This is a genomic window from Oerskovia sp. NPDC060338 (assembly GCF_042726295.1).
GTDB lineage: Bacteria > Actinomycetota > Actinomycetes > Actinomycetales > Cellulomonadaceae > Oerskovia > Oerskovia merdavium.
On the sequence record NZ_JBHXCQ010000008.1, the window covers coordinates 172,411 to 189,020 of the forward strand.

The window sequence follows — 16,610 nt, forward strand, 5'->3', positions numbered from 1 at the left end:
ATCGCCTCGGCGAGCTCGCTGGGCGTCTTCGCGACCCTGCGCAAGGGCGTCCAGATGTCACCCGAGATCCTCGTGGGCATCTGGGGCACGCTGCTCCTGGCCGTGGTCGCGGCCCTCGGACGGATCGTCGTCCCCATCACCGTCCAGCAGACGGTCGACAGCGGCATCATGGCCCCGGGCGGCCCCGACACGAGCCGGGTGGTGCTGCTGGTCGGCGCCGCGGCGGTCGTCCTGGTGGTCGCGGGCCTGTGCTCGGCCCTCGTCAACGTCCGCCTCTTCCGCTCGACCGAGGCGGGGCTCGCGAGCCTGCGCGTGCGGGCCTTCCGGCACGTGCACGACCTCTCGGTCCTCACCCAGAGCACCGAGCGGCGCGGGGCGCTGGTCTCGCGCGTCACGAGCGACGTCGACACCATCTCCCTGTTCGTCCAGTGGGGCGGCATCATGCTGCTCGTCTCGGTCCTGCAGATCGGCGCGGCGACGCTCCTCATGGCGTTCTACTCGTGGCAGCTCACGCTGCTCGTGTGGGCGTGCTTCGTCCCGTTGTTCCTGATCCTGCGCCCCGCGCAGGGGCGGGTCAACGGCGCGTACACGGCGCTGCGCGAGCGAGTGGGCGCGATGCTCGGGGCGATCTCCGAGTCGGTCGTGGGCGCCGAGACGATCCGCGCCTACGGCGTCGGCGAGCGCACCGCGCGCCGTGTGGACGCCGCGGTCGAGAGCACGCGCAAGGGCATGGTCCGCGCGCAGGTGCTCGTCTCGACGGTCTTCTCGAGCGGCGTGCTCGTCGCGAACCTCGTGCTGGCCGTCGTGGTGGTCGTCGGCACGCTGCTCGGCATCGACGGGTCCATCACCGCGGGGCAGCTGCTCGCGTTCCTCTTCCTGGTCCAGCTCTTCACGGGCCCGGTGCAGATGGCGACCGAGATCCTCAACGAGCTGCAGAACGCCGTCGCCGGCTGGCGGCGCGTGCTGGCCGTGGTCGAGACGCCCGTCCAGGTGGTCGACAAGGGATCCGAGGGCGTGCGCTCGCCGCGTGGCCCCGCGCACGTGCGGCTCGAGGACGTCCGGTTCGCCTACCCCGACGGTCCCGAGGTGCTGCACGGTGTGGACCTCGACTTCCCGGCGCGCACCTCGGTCGCGGTCGTGGGCGCGACGGGCTCGGGCAAGACGACGATCGCCAAGCTCGTCACGCGGCTCATGGACCCCACGTCCGGTGCGGTCCGGCTCGACGGCGTCGACCTGCGCGACCTGTCGGCCGCGAGCCTGCGCGAGCGCGTGGTCCTCGTCCCGCAGGAAGGGTTCCTGTTCGACGGGACGCTCGCCGAGAACATCGCCTACGGCGTGCGGGACTCCGCGAACGGCGCTGCGGGGACGTCGGGCAGTGCGGGGGAGACCCCGGGGCAGACCGCAGCCCGGCTCGCGGACCGCATCGACGCCGCGGTCGCCGAGCTCGGCCTGACCGACTGGGTCGCGGACCTGCCCGACGGGCTGGGCTCCGCCGTCGGGCAGCGGGGCGAGGCCCTGTCGGCGGGCGAGCGTCAGCTCGTCGCGATCGCGCGCGCGTACCTCGCCGAGGCCGACCTGCTGGTCCTCGACGAGGCGACGTCCGCGGTCGACCCCGCGACCGAGGTGCGCATCGCCCGTGCTCTCGACTCGCTGACGGCAGGGCGCAGCACCATCACGATCGCTCACCGGCTCTCGACCGCGGAGGCCGCGGACCTCGTCGTGGTCGTCGACGCGGGCCACGTGGTCGAGGTCGGGCCGCACGCCGAGCTCGCGGCCGCGGGCGGCGTCTACGCGTCGATGCACGCGTCCTGGGTCGCGCAGACCCGATGAGCGAGCAGAGCGGCGAGCGGGCCCCCGACGCGGGCGGGACCGGCGGCCGGTCGGCCTCCCCGGTCGCCCGGACCGCTGAGCGGGACGGGGACCCGGGGACCCCAGGGATCTGGCAGGATTCTCGGGTGCCCCAGAACACCGCCCAGCCCGCTCCCGCAGACCAGCCCCTCACCGCCGAGGAGCCCCGCGACGTCGCCGACACGCTGCCCGCGACGCTCGCGGCCCGCCTCAAGCGCGACGCCGACGGGCTGGTCGCCGCGATCGTCCAGCAGCACGACACGGGCGAGGTGCTCATGCTCGGCTGGATGGACGACGAGGCGCTGCGCCGGACGCTGACGACGGGCCGCGTGACCTTCTGGTCGCGCTCGCGCCAGGAGTACTGGCGCAAGGGCGACACGTCCGGCCACGCGCAGTGGGTCAAGTCCGTCGCGATCGACTGCGACGGCGACGCGCTGCTGGTCCGCGCCGACCAGGTGGGCGCGGCCTGCCACACGGGAGCCCGCACGTGCTTCGAGGCCGGCGGCGACCTGGGCGCAGCGGTGGGCCACCGCCCCGAGAACGAGACCTCCGAGGAGAAGACGCTGTGACCGGCTCGACGCCCCCGATCGCCCCGACCGCCCCCGTGGTTCCCGCGGCAGGCCTGCCCTGGGGCGAGACCTGGCCTGCGGTCGAGGGGTTCCGCGTGCTCGCGGCCTCGCGCCGCGTGGTCCCCGTGGTGCGTCGCCTCCTGGCCGACGACGTCACGCCCGTGGGTCTGTACCGCACCCTCGCGCAGGGGCGGCCCGGCACGTTCGTGCTGGAGTCGGCCGAGGTCGACGGCAGCTGGGCCCGCTACTCGTTCGTGGGGGTCGCGTCGCGCGCGACGCTCACCGCACGCGACGGCCAGGCCGTCTGGACCGGGGACGTGCCCGCTGGGGTCCCGACCACGGGCGACGTCGTCGACGTGCTCGAGCGGACGCTCGACGCGCTGCGCACCCCGGCGATCGACGGGCTGCCGCCTCTGACCGGTGGGCTGGCCGGTGCGCTGGGATGGGACGTCGTGCGCCACTGGGAGCCGACGCTGCCTGGGAACGCGCCCGACGAGCTGGGCGTGCCCGAGGTCACGCTGTGCCTCGCGACCGACCTCGCGGTCGTCGACCACCGCGAGGGCAGCGTGTGGCTCGTGGCCAACGCGATCAACTTCGACGACACCGACGAACGGGTCGACGAGGCCTACGCCGACGCCGTGTCGCGGCTCGACCGCATGCAGCGCGAGCTCGTGGCGGGGACCGGGGGAGGGTCGTCGGCCGCGGTCGTCGCGGACGTCGCCGAGCCGGAGCTCGAGTTCCGCTCGACGCGCGAGGAGTTCGAGACCGCGGTGCTCGCGGGCAAGGACGCGATCCGCGACGGCGAGGTCTTCCAGATCGTGATCTCGCAGCGGCTCGACCTGGACTGCCCCGCCTCGCCGCTCGACGTCTACCGGGCCCTGCGGACCATCAACCCGAGCCCGTACATGTACTACTTCCAGCTCACGGACGCCGACGGCTCGGACTTCGCGGTGGTCGGGTCGAGCCCCGAGACGCTCGTCAAGGTCGACGACGGGCACGTGGTCACGTTCCCGATCGCCGGGTCGCGCCCGCGCGGCGCGACGCCCGAGCAGGACGTCGCGCTGGGTGAGGAGCTCCTCGCGGACCCCAAGGAGCGTGCCGAGCACCTCATGCTCGTCGACCTCTCGCGCAACGACCTGGTGAAGGTCTGCGAGCCGGCCTCGGTCGAGGTCGTCGAGTTCATGGTGACCAAGCGCTTCAGCCACATCATGCACCTGTGCTCGACCGTGGTCGGGACGCTGCGCCAGGGAGCCAGGGCGCTCGACGTGCTGCGCGCGACGTTCCCCGCGGGCACGCTCTCGGGCGCGCCCAAGCCCCGGGCCATCGCCCTGATCGACGAGCTCGAGCCCGCCTCGCGCGGGATCTACGGCGGGACGGTCGGCTACTTCGACTTCGACGGCAACATGGACATGGCGATCGCGATCCGCACCGCCCTGATCCGCGACGGGCGGGCGAGCGTCCAGGCCGGGGGTGGGATCGTGGCCGACTCGGTGCCCGCGCTCGAGTACGAGGAGTCGCGCAACAAGGCCGCCGCGGCGGTCCGAGCCGTCCAGCTGGCCGCTCGGCTGCGGAGCCTCGCGTGAGCGGGCCCGGAGCGACCGGCTCTGCTGACGGCACGCCTGCGGCCGTGGCTCGAACGTCCCGCTCGTGGCGCCTCGCTCGCCGCAGCGCGATCCTGCTGCTGCTCGTGCTGGGCGCCGGTGCGCTCGCGGCGGCTGCCCCGACGTGGCTGCGCACCTCGGGGGCGACGGCCCTCGACGCCGACGTCCAGGTGCACGTCACGGGCACCACGGCGGCTCCCGGGGTGGGCGCGGGAGCCCTGGTCGTCGTGGCCGCAGCCCTCGCGCTGGGGCTCGTGGGCCGCATCGGGCGATGGGTCGTCCTGGTAGTGGCCGCGGCGAGCGGCGTCGTCGTGAGCGCGTCGGCCGCCGCGATCCTGCGCGACCCGGTGCCGGCGGCGACGTCGGCCGTCGCCGAGGCGACCGGGGTCACCGAGATGACGAGCGCCGTGACGCTCACGCCCTGGCCTGCGGTGGCGACGGCGGTCGGGGTCCTCGTGGTCGTCGCGGCCGTGTGGGCCGCGGTCTCCTCGCCCTCGTGGGGGCGTGTGTCCGCACGTCACGAGATCGTCCGGCCCGCGGCCGGGACACCCGTCGCCCGGCGCGAGGCGTCCACCGCGGAGGCCGGGATCGACGCTCCAGGGAGTCCCGCACCGTCGGGCGCCCCGGGCAGGGCGGCCCAGCACCCCGAGGCAGGACCGGCCGACGAGCCCGACGAGCAGGAGACGTGGGACTCGTTGACCCGCGGCGAGGACCCCACAGACCGCTGAGCATCACCTCCCGTCCGCACGAACAGACCGACCGACGTCCGATAGGCTGGACGCACATCTTGACGAAAGGCACACCCCCCATGGCCGAGAAGACGCCGCAGACCACCGAGATCTCCTACCTGCCGCCGTCGGCACCCCCCACGAACCACGGTCACACCGTGGCGGCGTGGTTCACCATGATCGGCATCATCGTCGGTGCGGTCGTCGCGGGAGTCGCCGTCGCGATCGCGACCGTGTGGATGTTCTGGGTCGGCATGGGCATCGTCGCGCTCGCGCTCGTCGGCGGCCTGGTCCTGCGCAACATGGGCTACGGGCAGCCGAAGGTCGCCCAGAGCTGACGTCTCCCGGGCGAGAGCCCGGACCGTCGCCACGCGCCGCGCACCCCAGGGTGCGGGGCGCGTGCTGTACCACCGGTCGACCCGGGCACGACCCGGCCTTCCCAGCAGAGAGCAGAGCGTCCCATGAGCTATCCCCCCACCCCTCCGACGGACCCGTACCGTCCCGCCGGCGAGGAGCCGGAGGGAACCGGCCAGCAGGGCCCGGTACCTCCCGCGTACCCGGGCTACCCGCAGCAGAGCCCGTCTCCCTACGGCGCCCCCGCGCCCGGGACCCCGGACGGTGGGTACCCGCAGTACGGCGCCCCCGCGCAGCAGCCGCCCTACGGTGCTCCGCAGCAGCCGCCCTACGGCGCCGCGCAGCAGCCGTACGGCGCACCCGGGCAGGCGCCGTACGGCGCGACGCCCTACGGCGCGACACCGGTACCCGGAGGTGCGTACGGCTACTTCCCCCGCAACGACCTGGGGATCTGGGCGTTCGTGCTCGGCATCGCGTCGATCGTCCTGTCCTGCGGCTTCTTCACGGGGATCCCGGCGATCATCGTCGGGAGCAAGGCCAAGCGGGCCGTGGCGGCAGGGGAGGCCAACAACGGTGGTCTCGCGCTCGCCGGCGTGATCCTCGGCTGGGTCGGGATCGCGCTCTCGGTCATCGGGGTGATCTTCCTGATCGCGATCGTCGCCTCGCCCGAGTTCCAGGCAGGGTTCCAGGAGGGGTACTACGGCTGAGCCGCGTGCATCCGACGCCCCCGTGAGCGAGGTCCCCGCGGGGGCGTCGGGCGTGCCCACCAGCCGGTGGCGCGCCGCCGCAGCACCGCTCGTCCTCGGGGCAGGTGTGGCGGGGGCGACCCTCGTGCTCGCGCTCGTCGACCCGCACGAGGGCGGCTACCCGCTGTGCCCGCTGCTCGCGCTCACGGGGTGGGCCTGCCCGGCGTGCGGCGGGCTGCGAGCGACGCACGACCTCGCGACGGGCGACCTGGCCGGGGCCTGGGCCATGAACCCCCTGTGGGTGGTCGTCGTGCCGTTCCTCGTCGTCGCCTGGGCGCTGTGGGTCCGGCGAGCGTGGCTCGGGACACGGGCCCGAGCGGTTCCCGCGTGGACGGGCGTGGTCGCGCTGGTGGTCCTGGTGGCCTTCGGCGTCGCGCGGAACATCCCCGCGCTCGTGCCGTTCCTCGGGCCGTCCTGACCCGCCGCGGGGCCCTCGGCGAGCATCTCGCGGGATGACACGTGTCCCTGGTCACTCTCGGGCGGCCCTACGATGGCAGGTATCTCCCTGTCAATGGTTCGCGGAGAGATGCTGCAGGCGACTCGTCACGGTCGCGGCAGCCGGACCCGCGCACCTGAGCTGGCACGGAGTCGACGACGAGCACGGGGAGATATCACATGACGGTTCTGGAGGACATCGTCGCGGGGGTCCGCGAGGATCTTGCGGAGCGCCAGGCGAAGACCACCCTGGACGAGCTGAAGGAGCGCGCCGCCCGCGCGCCCGGCGCCCTCGACTGCGTCAGCCGCCTCAAGGCCGAGGACGCTGTCGCTGTCATCGCCGAGGTCAAGCGGTCGAGCCCGAGCAAGGGGAACCTGGCGGCCATCGCGGACCCGGCCTCGCTCGCCTCGGAGTACGAGAAGGGCGGCGCGGCCGTCATCTCGGTGCTGACCGAGCAGCGTCGCTTCAACGGCAGCCTCGCAGACCTGGACGCGGTCCGGGCCAAGGTGGACATCCCGGTCCTGCGCAAGGACTTCGTGGTCACGCCGTACCAGGTCTGGGAGGCTCGCGCCCACGGTGCGGACCTGGTCCTGCTGATCGTCGCGGCCCTCGAGCAGACGGTGCTGACGTCGCTCGTCGAACGGGTCCACTCGCTCGGCATGACGGCTCTCGTCGAGGTGCACACCCTCGACGAGGTCACGCGCGCGATCGACGCCGGTGCCCGCGTGATCGGGGTCAACGCGCGCAACCTCAAGACGCTCGAGGTCGACCGGACCACGTTCGCGCGACTGGCTCCGGCCATCCCGGACGAGCTGGTCCGGATCGCCGAGTCCGGTGTCCGCGGCCCGCACGACGTGATGGACTACGCACGGTCGGGGGCGCACGCCGTCCTCGTCGGCGAGGCCCTGGTCACGGACGACGCACCGCGCGCCTCGGTCGCCGACCTCGTGGCGGCCGGCTCGCACCCGTCCCTGTGGTCCGTCCGGCCCTGATCCCACCCCAGACAACGTAGATCCCGCACCGAGGAGGTCAGGCCGCGTGCCCGACGCAACACCTTCCCTGCAGAACCAGCAGGGCCCGTACTTCGGGGACTTCGGCGGACGGTTCGTCCCGGAAGCGCTGATCGCCGCGCTCGACGAGCTCGAGGCCGAGTACCGCAAGGCGGTCGTCGACCCGACGTTCCAGGACGAGCTCGCCCGTCTCCACCGCGAGTACACCGGTCGCCCCAACCCGCTGACGGAGGTGCCCCGGTTCGCGGAGCACGCCGGGGGAGCGAGGGTGTTCCTCAAGCGTGAGGACCTCAACCACACCGGCTCGCACAAGATCAACAACGTGCTCGGTCAGGCCCTGCTCGTCAAGCGCATGGGCAAGAAGCGCGTGATCGCCGAGACGGGCGCCGGGCAGCACGGGGTCGCCACGGCCACGGCCGCAGCCCTCATGGACCTCGAGTGCGTCGTCTACATGGGCGAGGAGGACACCGAGCGCCAGGCGCTCAACGTCGCGCGCATGCGGCTCCTCGGCGCGACCGTGGTCCCGGTGACCATCGGCTCGCGCACGCTCAAGGACGCGATCAACGAGGCGCTGCGCGACTGGGTCGCCAACGTCGACTCGACGCACTACCTGCTGGGCACCGTGACGGGCCCCCACCCGTTCCCGGAGATGGTCCGCGACTTCCACCGGATCATCGGTGAGGAGGCGCGCGCACAGATCCTCGACCGGATCGGACGCCTGCCCGACGCGCTCGCGGCGTGCGTGGGCGGCGGGTCGAACGCCATGGGCCTGTTCAACGCGTTCCTGGACGACAAGGACGTGGCGCTCTACGGCTTCGAGGCCGGCGGAGAGGGCGTCTCGACCGGCAAGCACGCGGCCCGGTTCAGCGGAGGTGCCCCGGGGGTGCTCCACGGAGCCCGGTCCTACCTCCTGCAGGACGAGGACGGGCAGACCCTGCCCAGCCACTCGATCTCGGCAGGCCTGGACTACCCGAGCGTGGGCCCCGCCCACTCGTGGCTGCACGACCTCGGCCGTGCGAACTACGAGCCCGTCTCGGACGTCGAGGCCATGGAGGCGTTCCGGCTCCTGTGCCGCACCGAGGGGATCATCCCGGCGATCGAGTCGGCGCACGCCCTCGCCGGCGCGCTGCGGATCGGCCGGGAGGCTCAGGCCGCGGGCAAGGAGGACACCGTGATCCTCGTGAACCTCTCGGGTCGCGGGGACAAGGACGTCGCCACCGCGGCGCGGTGGTTCGACCTGATCGACGCGGACACCGTGGTCGACGGCGAAGGGAGCAGCTTGTGAGCGCGACAGCCGGAGGCGTCCAGGCGCCCTACCGCACCGCGGCGCGGATCGAGGAGGTGTCCGCCCAGGGGCGGGCTGCCCTCATCGGCTACCTGCCCGTGGGCTACCCGAGCGTCGAGGGGACGGTCGAGGTGGCGAAGGCGCTCGTCGAGTCCGGCGTCGACATCATCGAGCTCGGCCTGCCGTACACGGACCCCGTCATGGACGGGCCCGTCATCCAGCAGGCGGTCGAGCACTCCCTCTCCGCCGGGACCCGCGTCCGCGACGTCTTCACGGCCGTCCAGGCCGTGGCGGCGCTGGGCGTGCCTGTCCTGGTCATGACCTACTGGAACCCCGTGCTGCGCTACGGCGTGGAGGCCTTCGCGCGCGACCTGGCGGCCGCCGGCGGAGCAGGGCTCATCACGGCCGACCTGATCCCGGACGAGGCGGGGGAGTGGATCGCCGCTGCCGACGCCCACGGCCTCGACAAGGTCTTCCTCGTCGCTCCGAGCTCGACCCCCGAGCGTCTGCGCCTCACGGCCGCGGCCTCGCGCGGGTTCGTCTACGCTGCCTCGACCATGGGCGTGACGGGAGTCCGGTCCGAGGTGGGCAGCAAGGCCGAGGAGCTGGTCGCGGCGACGCGCGCAGCAGGCGGCGAGCACGTGTGCGTCGGCCTCGGCGTCTCGACCGGTGCCCAGGCCGCACAGGTCGGCCGGTACGCCGACGGCGTGATCGTCGGTTCCGCGTTCGTCCGCCCGCTCCTGGGCGAGGAGCCCTGGGACGAGCGGCTCGAGCAGGTGCGCGCGGTCGCGCGCGACCTCGCGCACGGTGTCCGTTCTGCTCGGTCGAGCGACGAGACCACGCGGAAGGTGACGTCATGACCGGGCTCGTGTCCGCCGTCGGGCCGCTGGTGGCCTCGATCCCCAGCCCGTCCCAGCACACCTGGTACCTGGGCCCCTTCCCGCTGCGCGCCTACGCGCTCGCGATCCTCGCCGGCATCGCGGTCGCGGTCTGGCTCACCCGCAAGCGGTGGGCAGAGCGCGGCGGCGACCCCGAGGACGTGCTGGAGATCGCCTTCTGGGCCGTGCCCTTCGGCATCGTCGGTGGGCGTCTCTACCACGTCATCTCGACGCCGGACCCGTACTGGGGACCGGACGGGGACCCGCTCAAGGCGTTGCGGATCTGGGACGGCGGCCTCGGGATCTGGGGGGCCATCGCGCTCGGCGCGGTCGGTGCCTACATCGGCTGTCGCCGACAGAAGGTCAGCTTTGCAGCCTTCGCCGACGCGCTCGCACCGGGGCTGCTGCTCGCGCAGGCGATCGGCCGGCTCGGCAACTGGTTCAACCAGGAGCTGTTCGGCGGCCCGACCACGCTCCCGTGGGGTCTGCAGATCTCCGACCAGTACCTCCCGGCGGGCTACGAGTCAGGGACGCTGTTCCACCCGACGTTCCTCTACGAGCTCTTGTGGAACGTCGCTGCGGCGTTCCTGCTCATCTACCTCGACCGTCGCTTCAGGTTGGGTCATGGTCGGGTATTCTGGCTGTACGTTCTCTTCTACACGCTTGGCCGCGTGTGGATCGAGATGCTTCGCATCGACACGGCCGAGCTGGTGCTCGGCCTCCGACTGAACGTCTGGACCTCCATCCTGGTCGGAGTCGGTGCGTTGATAGCGTTTATCGTTATCGGGCGCCGACACCCAGGGCGCGAAGAGACAGTATCGCTCGATGCTGCGGAGCCCGAGCAGGCAGGTGCTGGCCGACCCGACCCAGGTCACTGAGGCACCCGTCTTTTCATAGGCGAACCCGCTGGACAACCGTCCAGCTGGTTCAGTCATGTCCGTTGGGCCGATGAAGTCCCACAATCCCCCAAGTTGGATCAAAGCCCGGCCCATGGCCGGGCGCCTGTGAGGACGGTGTTGATGACCACGCCGCTGCACCGGGCTGCTGCGCCTTCGGCACAGGGCCTGTATGACCCTGTGGCCGAGCACGACGCGTGCGGCGTCGCCTTCGTGGCGACGCTCCGCGGCACACCCGGACGCGACATCGTTGACGCGGGGCTCACGGCCCTGCTCAACCTGGACCACCGCGGCGCCGTCGGCGCCGAGGAGAACAGCGGAGACGGGGCAGGCATCCTGACCCAGATCCCCGACGCCTTCGTGCGGGACGTGGTCGACGTGGACCTCCCGCCGGCCGGGCACTACGCGATCGGCATGGCCTTCCTCCCGCAGGACGCGGAGGCCGCCGCCGAGGTCGTGCGACAGGTCGAGGCCATCGCGGCCGAGGAACGACTCGTCGTCCTCGCCTGGCGCGACGTCCCCGTCACCGCCGACCTCGTCGGGCCGAGCGCGCGGGCATCCATGCCCACGTTCCGCCAGCTCGTCGTGGCGGACCTGACGCGGGAGCTGTCCGGGCTCGACCTGGACCGACGCACGTATCGCCTGCGCAAGCGCGCCGAGCACGAGCTCGGGCTGTTCTTCGCCTCGCTGTCGTCCCGCACGCTCACCTACAAGGGCATGCTGACCGTCGCGCAGCTCGAGCCGTTCTTCCCGGACCTCTCGGACCCGCGCTATGCGAGCGAGCTCGCCCTCGTCCACTCGCGCTTCTCGACCAACACGTTCCCGTCCTGGCCGCTCGCGCAGCCGTTCCGCATGATCGCGCACAACGGCGAGATCAACACGGTGCGCGGCAACCGCAACTGGATGGCCGCGCGCCAGGGCATGCTCGCGAGCGACAAGCTGGGCGACCTCGCCCCGCTGCTGCCCGTGTGCTCGGAGGGATCGAGCGACTCGGCGAGCTTCGACGAGGTGCTCGAGCTCCTGCACCTCTCGGGCCGTTCCCTGCCCCACGCCGTCCTCATGATGGCGCCCGAGGCCTGGGAGAACCACGCCGAGATGGACCCGGACCGCCGGGCGTTCTACGAGTACCACTCCACGCTCATGGAGCCGTGGGACGGGCCCGCCTGCCTCAACTTCACCGACGGCACCCTCATCGGTGCCGTGCTGGACCGCAACGGGCTGCGCCCGGGGCGCTACTGGGTGACCGAGGACGGCCTCGTCGTCCTGGCCTCCGAGGCCGGGGTCCTGGACCTCGACCCGGCGACGATCGTCCGCAAGGGGCGCCTCGAGCCGGGACGCATGTTCCTCGTCGACACCGGCCAGGGCCGGATCATCGAGGACGAGGAGGTCAAGGGTCAGCTCGCCGCCCAGCGCCCCTACGCGCAGTGGGTCGCCGAGAACTCGGTCTACCTCGAGAACCTGCCCGAGCGCGAGCACGTGGCGCACAGCCCTGCCTCGGTCCAGCGTCGTCAGCGCGCCTTCGGGTACACCGAGGAGGAGCTGCGGATCCTGCTCACGCCCATGGCCAGCACGGGCGCCGAGCCGCTCGGCGCGATGGGGACGGACACGCCCATCGCGGTGCTGTCCAGCCGTCCTCGCCTCCTGTTCGACTACTTCACGCAGATGTTCGCGCAGGTGACCAACCCGCCGCTCGACGCGATCCGTGAGGAGCTGGTCACCTCGATCGGCGGGGCGATCGGTCCCGAGCCGAACCTGCTCGACGACAGCCCGCTGCACGCGCGCAAGCTGATCCTGCCCTTCCCGGTGCTGGACAACGACGAGCTCGCGAAGATCCTGCGCGTCGACCGCGACCCGAGCCTCGAGGGGATCTTCCGGTCCGTCACGGTCAAGGGGCTCTACCCCGTCAGCGGCGGGGGAGAAGCCCTGCACGCGCGGCTCGAGGAGATCTTCGCCGAGGTCGACGAGCACGTCGCCGACGGTGCGAGCTTCATCGTTCTCTCCGACCGCGACTCCAACCAGGAGCTCGCGCCCATCCCGTCGCTGCTCCTGTCGAGCGCGGTGCACCACCACCTGCTGCGCCGGCACACCCGCACCCAGGTCTCGCTCGTCGTGGAGGCCGGGGACGTCCGGGAGGTGCACCACGTGGCGCTCCTCATCGGCTACGGCGCCGCGGCGGTCAACCCGTACCTCGCGATGGAGTCCGTCGAGGACCTCGCCCGGTCCGGGTTCGTCACGGTCGAGCCGGAGAAGGCGGTCAAGAACCTCATCAAGGCGCTCGGCAAGGGCGTCCTGAAGGTCATGAGCAAGATGGGCATCTCGACCATCTCCTCGTACCGCGGGGCACAGGTCTTCGAGGCGCTCGGTCTGTCGCACGAGCTCGTCGCGGACTACTTCGCGGGCACCACGAGCCGGCTCGGGGGCATCGGCCTCGACGTGCTCGCGGCCGAGGTCGCGGCCCGTCACGCCGAGGCCTACCCGGCCTCGGGCAACCACCAGGCGCACGTCCGTCTCACCACGGGCGGCGAGTACCAGTGGCGTCGCGACGGCGAGGAGCACCTGTTCGACCCGGAGACGGTCTTCCGTCTGCAGCACGCGACGCGTGAGCGCCGGTACGACATCTTCCGTCAGTACACGCAGCGCGTCGACGACCAGTCGACGCGACTCATGACCCTCCGTGGCCTCCTGGAGTTCAAGGACGGTCAGCGTCCGGCCATCTCGATCGACGAGGTCGAGCCGGTCAGCGAGATCGTCAAGCGCTTCAACACGGGAGCCATGTCGTACGGCTCGATCTCGGCCGAGACGCACGAGACACTGGCCATCGCCATGAACCGTCTCGGCGGTCGCTCGAACACGGGCGAGGGGGGCGAGGAGCCGGAGCGTCTGTACGACCCGGAGCGTCGCTCGAAGGTCAAGCAGATCGCCTCGGGCCGGTTCGGTGTCACCTCGGAGTACCTGACCGCGGCGGACGACATCCAGATCAAGCTCGCCCAGGGTGCCAAGCCCGGCGAGGGCGGTCAGCTCCCCGGCTACAAGGTCTACCCGTGGATCGCCAAGACACGGCACTCGACGCCGGGCGTCGGTCTCATCTCGCCGCCTCCGCACCACGACATCTACTCGATCGAGGACCTGGCGCAGCTCATCCACGACGCCAAGAACGCGAACCCGTCGGCGCGCGTGCACGTCAAGCTCGTGAGCGAGTTCGGCGTGGGCACCGTGGCGACCGGCGTGTCCAAGGCGCACGCGGACGTCGTCCTCATCTCGGGGCACGACGGCGGCACGGGCGCGAGCCCGTTGACCTCGCTCAAGCACGCGGGCACCCCGTGGGAGCTCGGCCTGGCCGAGACCCAGCAGACGCTCGTGCTGAACAACCTGCGCGACCGCATCGTGGTGCAGGTCGACGGGCAGATGAAGACGGGCCGCGACGTCGTCGTCGGCGCGCTGCTCGGCGCCGAGGAGTTCGGTTTCGCGACCGCACCCATGGTCGTCTCGGGCTGCGTCATGATGCGCGTGTGCCACCTGGACACCTGTCCGGTGGGTGTCGCGACCCAGAACCCCGAGCTGCGTGCCCGCTTCACGGGCAAGCCCGAGTTCGTCGTGAACTTCTTCGAGTTCATCGCCGAGGAGGTGCGCGAGCACCTGGCGCGCCTGGGGTTCCGGTCGATCGAGGAGGCCGTGGGCCACGTCGAGGCGCTCGACACCCGGCAGGCGATCGAGCACTGGAAGGCCCAGGGGCTCGACCTCGCGCCCGTGCTCGAGAAGCCCCAGCCGCTCGAGGGCTCGTCGCTGCGCAACACGACCACCCAGGACCACGGTCTCGACAAGGCGCTCGACAACCAGCTCATCGCGCTGGCCGCCGACGCCCTGGAGAACCGCGAGCCTGTCCGGATCGCGCTGCCGATCCGCAACGTCAACCGCACCGTGGGGACCATGCTCGGTCACGAGGTGACCAAGCGGTACCGCGGCGAGGGGCTGGCCGACGACACGATCGACGTCTCCCTCACGGGGTCCGCAGGCCAGTCGATGGGGGCGTTCCTGCCCCGCGGCATCACGCTGCGCCTCTTCGGCGACGCGAACGACTACGTGGGCAAGGGCCTCTCGGGCGGACGCATCATCGTCCGTCCGGACCGCTCGGCAGTCCTCACGGGGTCGAGCAACGTCGTGGCCGGCAACGTGATCGGCTACGGCGCGACGTCCGGGCAGATCCTCCTGCGCGGGCTCGTGGGCGAGCGCTTCGCGGTCCGCAACTCCGGGGCGACGTTGGTCGTCGAGGGAGTGGGCGACCACGGGCTCGAGTACATGACCGGTGGTTCGGTGCTGATCCTCGGCCCGACCGGCCGCAACCTCGGCGCGGGCATGTCCGGAGGGACGGCCTACGTGCTGGACCTGCGGCCCGCGGCCATGAACACCGCTGCGGTCGCGACGGGCGAGCTCCTGCTCGACCCGCTCGACGACGTCGACGCGGCTCTCGTCGAAGGTCTGGTCCGTACGCACCTGGAGGAGACGGGCTCGACCGTCGCAGCCGAGCTGCTCGAGGACTTCGACGCTGCGCGTGCTCGCTTCACGCGCATCCTGCCTGCCGAGTTCGCCCGTGTGCGCAAGGCGCTCGCGCAGGCCGAGCTCGACGGGCTCGACCCCGCCGCCCCGGGCGTGTGGGACCAGATCTTGGAGGTGGCTCGTGGCTGATCCCCGTGGATTCCTGAAGGTGCGGGAGCGCGAGCTCCCGCCCAACCGTCCGGTCGAGGTGCGTCTGCGCGACTGGCGCGACGTGCACGAGCACCTGGTCGAGGGGCAGCCGTTCCTCAAGGAGCAGGCGGGCCGCTGCATGGACTGCGGCATCCCGTTCTGCCACCAGGGCTGCCCCCTCGGGAACCTGATCCCCGAGTGGAACGACCTGGTCTGGCGCGACCAGTGGGCCGAGGCGAGCGAGCGGCTGCACGAGACCAACAACTTCCCGGAGTTCACGGGACGTGTGTGCCCGGCACCGTGCGAGTCGAGCTGCGTGCTCGGCATCAACCAGCCGGCCGTGACCATCAAGAACGTCGAGGTCTCGATCATCGACGAGGCGTTCGCCCGCGGGCTGGTCACGCCGCAGGTGCCGCAGCGTCTGACGGGCTCGACGGTCGCGGTCGTCGGTTCGGGGCCCGCCGGCCTGGCCGCGGCCCAGCAGCTGACGCGCGCCGGTCACACGGTCGTCGTCTACGAGCGTGACGCCGCGATCGGCGGCCTGCTGCGGTTCGGCATCCCGGACTTCAAGCTCGAGAAGTTGCACATCGACCGCCGCCTGGCGCAGATGGAGGCCGAGGGCACTCGTTTCCGTCCGGGCGTCGAGATCGGTGTGGACATCACCTGGGACGAGCTGCGGCGCCGCTTCGACGCCGTGGTCCTCGCGACCGGTGCCACGGTCCCGCGCGCCCTCCAGGTCCCGGGCAACGACCTCCCCGGCGTGCACTTCGCCATGGAGTTCCTGCACCAGGCCAACACGGTGGTCGCGGGCGGCGTGGTCGAGGACCAGATCCTCGCGACGGGCAAGAACGTGATCGTCATCGGTGGCGGCGACACCGGCTCCGACTGCCTGGGCACCTCGCTCCGGCAGGGGGCGGCGAGCGTCACGACGCTCGCCATCGGCAAGAAGCCGCCGCTCGAGCGCTCGGCCACGCAGCCCTGGCCGACCGACCCGATCCTCTTCGAGGTCTCCTCCTCGCACGAGGAGGGTGGCGAGCGGGCCTACCTGGCCTCGACCGTCGACTTCCTCGCGGGCGAGGACGGCCGGGTGCGTGCCCTGCGCGTCGCCGAGACCGAGTACCTCCCGGACGGGCGGCGCGTCCCGAAGGCCGGCACCGAGAAGGAGATCCCTGCCGATCTCGTGCTCGTGGCCATGGGCTTCACGGGACCGGAGACGCAGACGCTCTCGGAGCAGTCGGAGATCGGCCTCACGGCGCGCGGCCTGGTCGCGCGCGGCGACGACTTCGCGACCACCGTCCCCGGCGTGTTCGTCGCCGGCGACGCGGGACGCGGGCAGTCGCTCATCGTGTGGGCCATCGCCGAGGGCCGGGCCGCAGCAGCGTCGGCCGACGCGTACCTGCAGGGGCGCACCGAGCTCCCCGCCCCGGTGCGCGCTTCGACCGTGTCGCTGAGAGCATGACAAGAGTGTGAGACGCGCCCCGGCGTCCGTGAGGACGTCCGGGGTGGAGACGGGGCCCAGGCAGGGGCCCGAGGCGGTCCGGTTCCGCCGGACACGAAGGAACAACGAGGCTGGAGA

The 16,610-nt window shown here is 72.0% G+C and carries 13 protein-coding genes; all 13 read left to right on the forward strand.

Translation table 11 applies throughout. From position 1 onward, the window contains the following. The 13 genes from ACFWGN_RS11680 to ACFWGN_RS11740 all read left to right on the forward strand — a co-directional run bounded on the left by ACFWGN_RS11680 (position 1) and on the right by ACFWGN_RS11740 (position 16,493). Entirely contained in the window at positions 1-1,830 is a 1,830-nt protein-coding gene (locus ACFWGN_RS11680) for an ABC transporter ATP-binding protein (protein WP_377617055.1), read from the forward strand. Between the two features lie 203 nt (positions 1,831-2,033). Then, positions 2,034-2,417 (forward strand): phosphoribosyl-AMP cyclohydrolase, encoded by a 384-nt coding sequence (hisI, locus tag ACFWGN_RS11685; RefSeq protein ID WP_191804899.1) that lies wholly within the window; start codon positions 2,034-2,036, stop codon positions 2,415-2,417. Further along, positions 2,414-4,000 carry an anthranilate synthase component I gene (locus tag ACFWGN_RS11690; RefSeq protein WP_377616969.1) on the forward strand — a complete coding sequence of 529 codons (1,587 nt, stop codon included), beginning with the start codon at positions 2,414-2,416 and terminating at the stop codon, positions 3,998-4,000. The genes hisI and ACFWGN_RS11690 overlap by 4 nt, the downstream gene beginning before the upstream one ends. 44 nt (positions 4,001-4,044) lie before the next feature. Beyond that, positions 4,045-4,746 (forward strand): Trp biosynthesis-associated membrane protein, encoded by a 702-nt coding sequence (locus ACFWGN_RS11695; protein ID WP_377616970.1) that lies wholly within the window; start codon positions 4,045-4,047, stop codon positions 4,744-4,746. An 80-nt stretch (positions 4,747-4,826) separates the two neighbouring features. Next, positions 4,827-5,084 carry an HGxxPAAW family protein gene (locus ACFWGN_RS11700; protein WP_191804809.1) on the forward strand — a complete coding sequence of 86 codons (258 nt, stop codon included), beginning with the start codon at positions 4,827-4,829 and terminating at the stop codon, positions 5,082-5,084. Between the two features lie 123 nt (positions 5,085-5,207). After that, positions 5,208-5,807, forward strand: a complete 600-nt coding sequence (locus tag ACFWGN_RS11705; RefSeq protein ID WP_191804811.1) for a DUF4190 domain-containing protein — start codon at positions 5,208-5,210, stop codon at positions 5,805-5,807. A 22-nt stretch (positions 5,808-5,829) separates the two neighbouring features. Next, a complete protein-coding gene (locus ACFWGN_RS11710; RefSeq protein WP_377616971.1) occupies positions 5,830-6,264 on the forward strand; it encodes a DUF2752 domain-containing protein in 435 nt (144 codons plus the stop codon). Positions 6,265-6,461: 197 nt separating this feature from the next. Beyond that, a complete protein-coding gene (gene trpC / locus ACFWGN_RS11715) occupies positions 6,462-7,274 on the forward strand; it encodes an indole-3-glycerol phosphate synthase TrpC (protein WP_191804815.1) in 813 nt (270 codons plus the stop codon). Positions 7,275-7,320: 46 nt separating this feature from the next. Next, positions 7,321-8,577: a tryptophan synthase subunit beta gene (trpB, locus tag ACFWGN_RS11720; RefSeq protein WP_377616972.1), complete on the forward strand. Its 1,257-nt coding sequence runs from the start codon at positions 7,321-7,323 to the stop codon at positions 8,575-8,577. Then, positions 8,574-9,437: a tryptophan synthase subunit alpha gene (gene trpA / locus ACFWGN_RS11725; RefSeq protein WP_191804819.1), complete on the forward strand. Its 864-nt coding sequence runs from the start codon at positions 8,574-8,576 to the stop codon at positions 9,435-9,437. Before trpB ends, trpA begins: the two co-directional genes overlap by 4 nt. Further along, positions 9,434-10,333 carry a prolipoprotein diacylglyceryl transferase gene (gene lgt, locus ACFWGN_RS11730; protein WP_377616973.1) on the forward strand — a complete coding sequence of 300 codons (900 nt, stop codon included), beginning with the start codon at positions 9,434-9,436 and terminating at the stop codon, positions 10,331-10,333. The genes trpA and lgt overlap by 4 nt, the downstream gene beginning before the upstream one ends. 141 nt (positions 10,334-10,474) lie before the next feature. Continuing rightward, a complete protein-coding gene (gene gltB, locus ACFWGN_RS11735; RefSeq protein ID WP_377616974.1) occupies positions 10,475-15,034 on the forward strand; it encodes a glutamate synthase large subunit in 4,560 nt (1,519 codons plus the stop codon). Next, the gene (locus tag ACFWGN_RS11740) at positions 15,027-16,493 is read left to right on the forward strand and encodes a glutamate synthase subunit beta (RefSeq protein WP_191804825.1); all 1,467 of its coding nucleotides are present in this window, start codon (positions 15,027-15,029) and stop codon (positions 16,491-16,493) included. The genes gltB and ACFWGN_RS11740 overlap by 8 nt, the downstream gene beginning before the upstream one ends. Positions 16,494-16,610 lie beyond the last annotated feature (117 nt).

Coding starts and splice junctions, on each gene's coding strand:
- ACFWGN_RS11705 (WP_191804811.1), top strand. CDS start 5,208: ATGAGCTATCCCCCCACCCCTCCGACGGACCCGTACCGTCCCGCCGGC.
- lgt (WP_377616973.1), top strand. CDS start 9,434: ATGACCGGGCTCGTGTCCGCCGTCGGGCCGCTGGTGGCCTCGATCCCC.
- ACFWGN_RS11700 (WP_191804809.1), top strand. CDS start 4,827: ATGGCCGAGAAGACGCCGCAGACCACCGAGATCTCCTACCTGCCGCCG.
- gltB (WP_377616974.1), top strand. CDS start 10,475: ATGACCACGCCGCTGCACCGGGCTGCTGCGCCTTCGGCACAGGGCCTG.
- trpC (WP_191804815.1), top strand. CDS start 6,462: ATGACGGTTCTGGAGGACATCGTCGCGGGGGTCCGCGAGGATCTTGCG.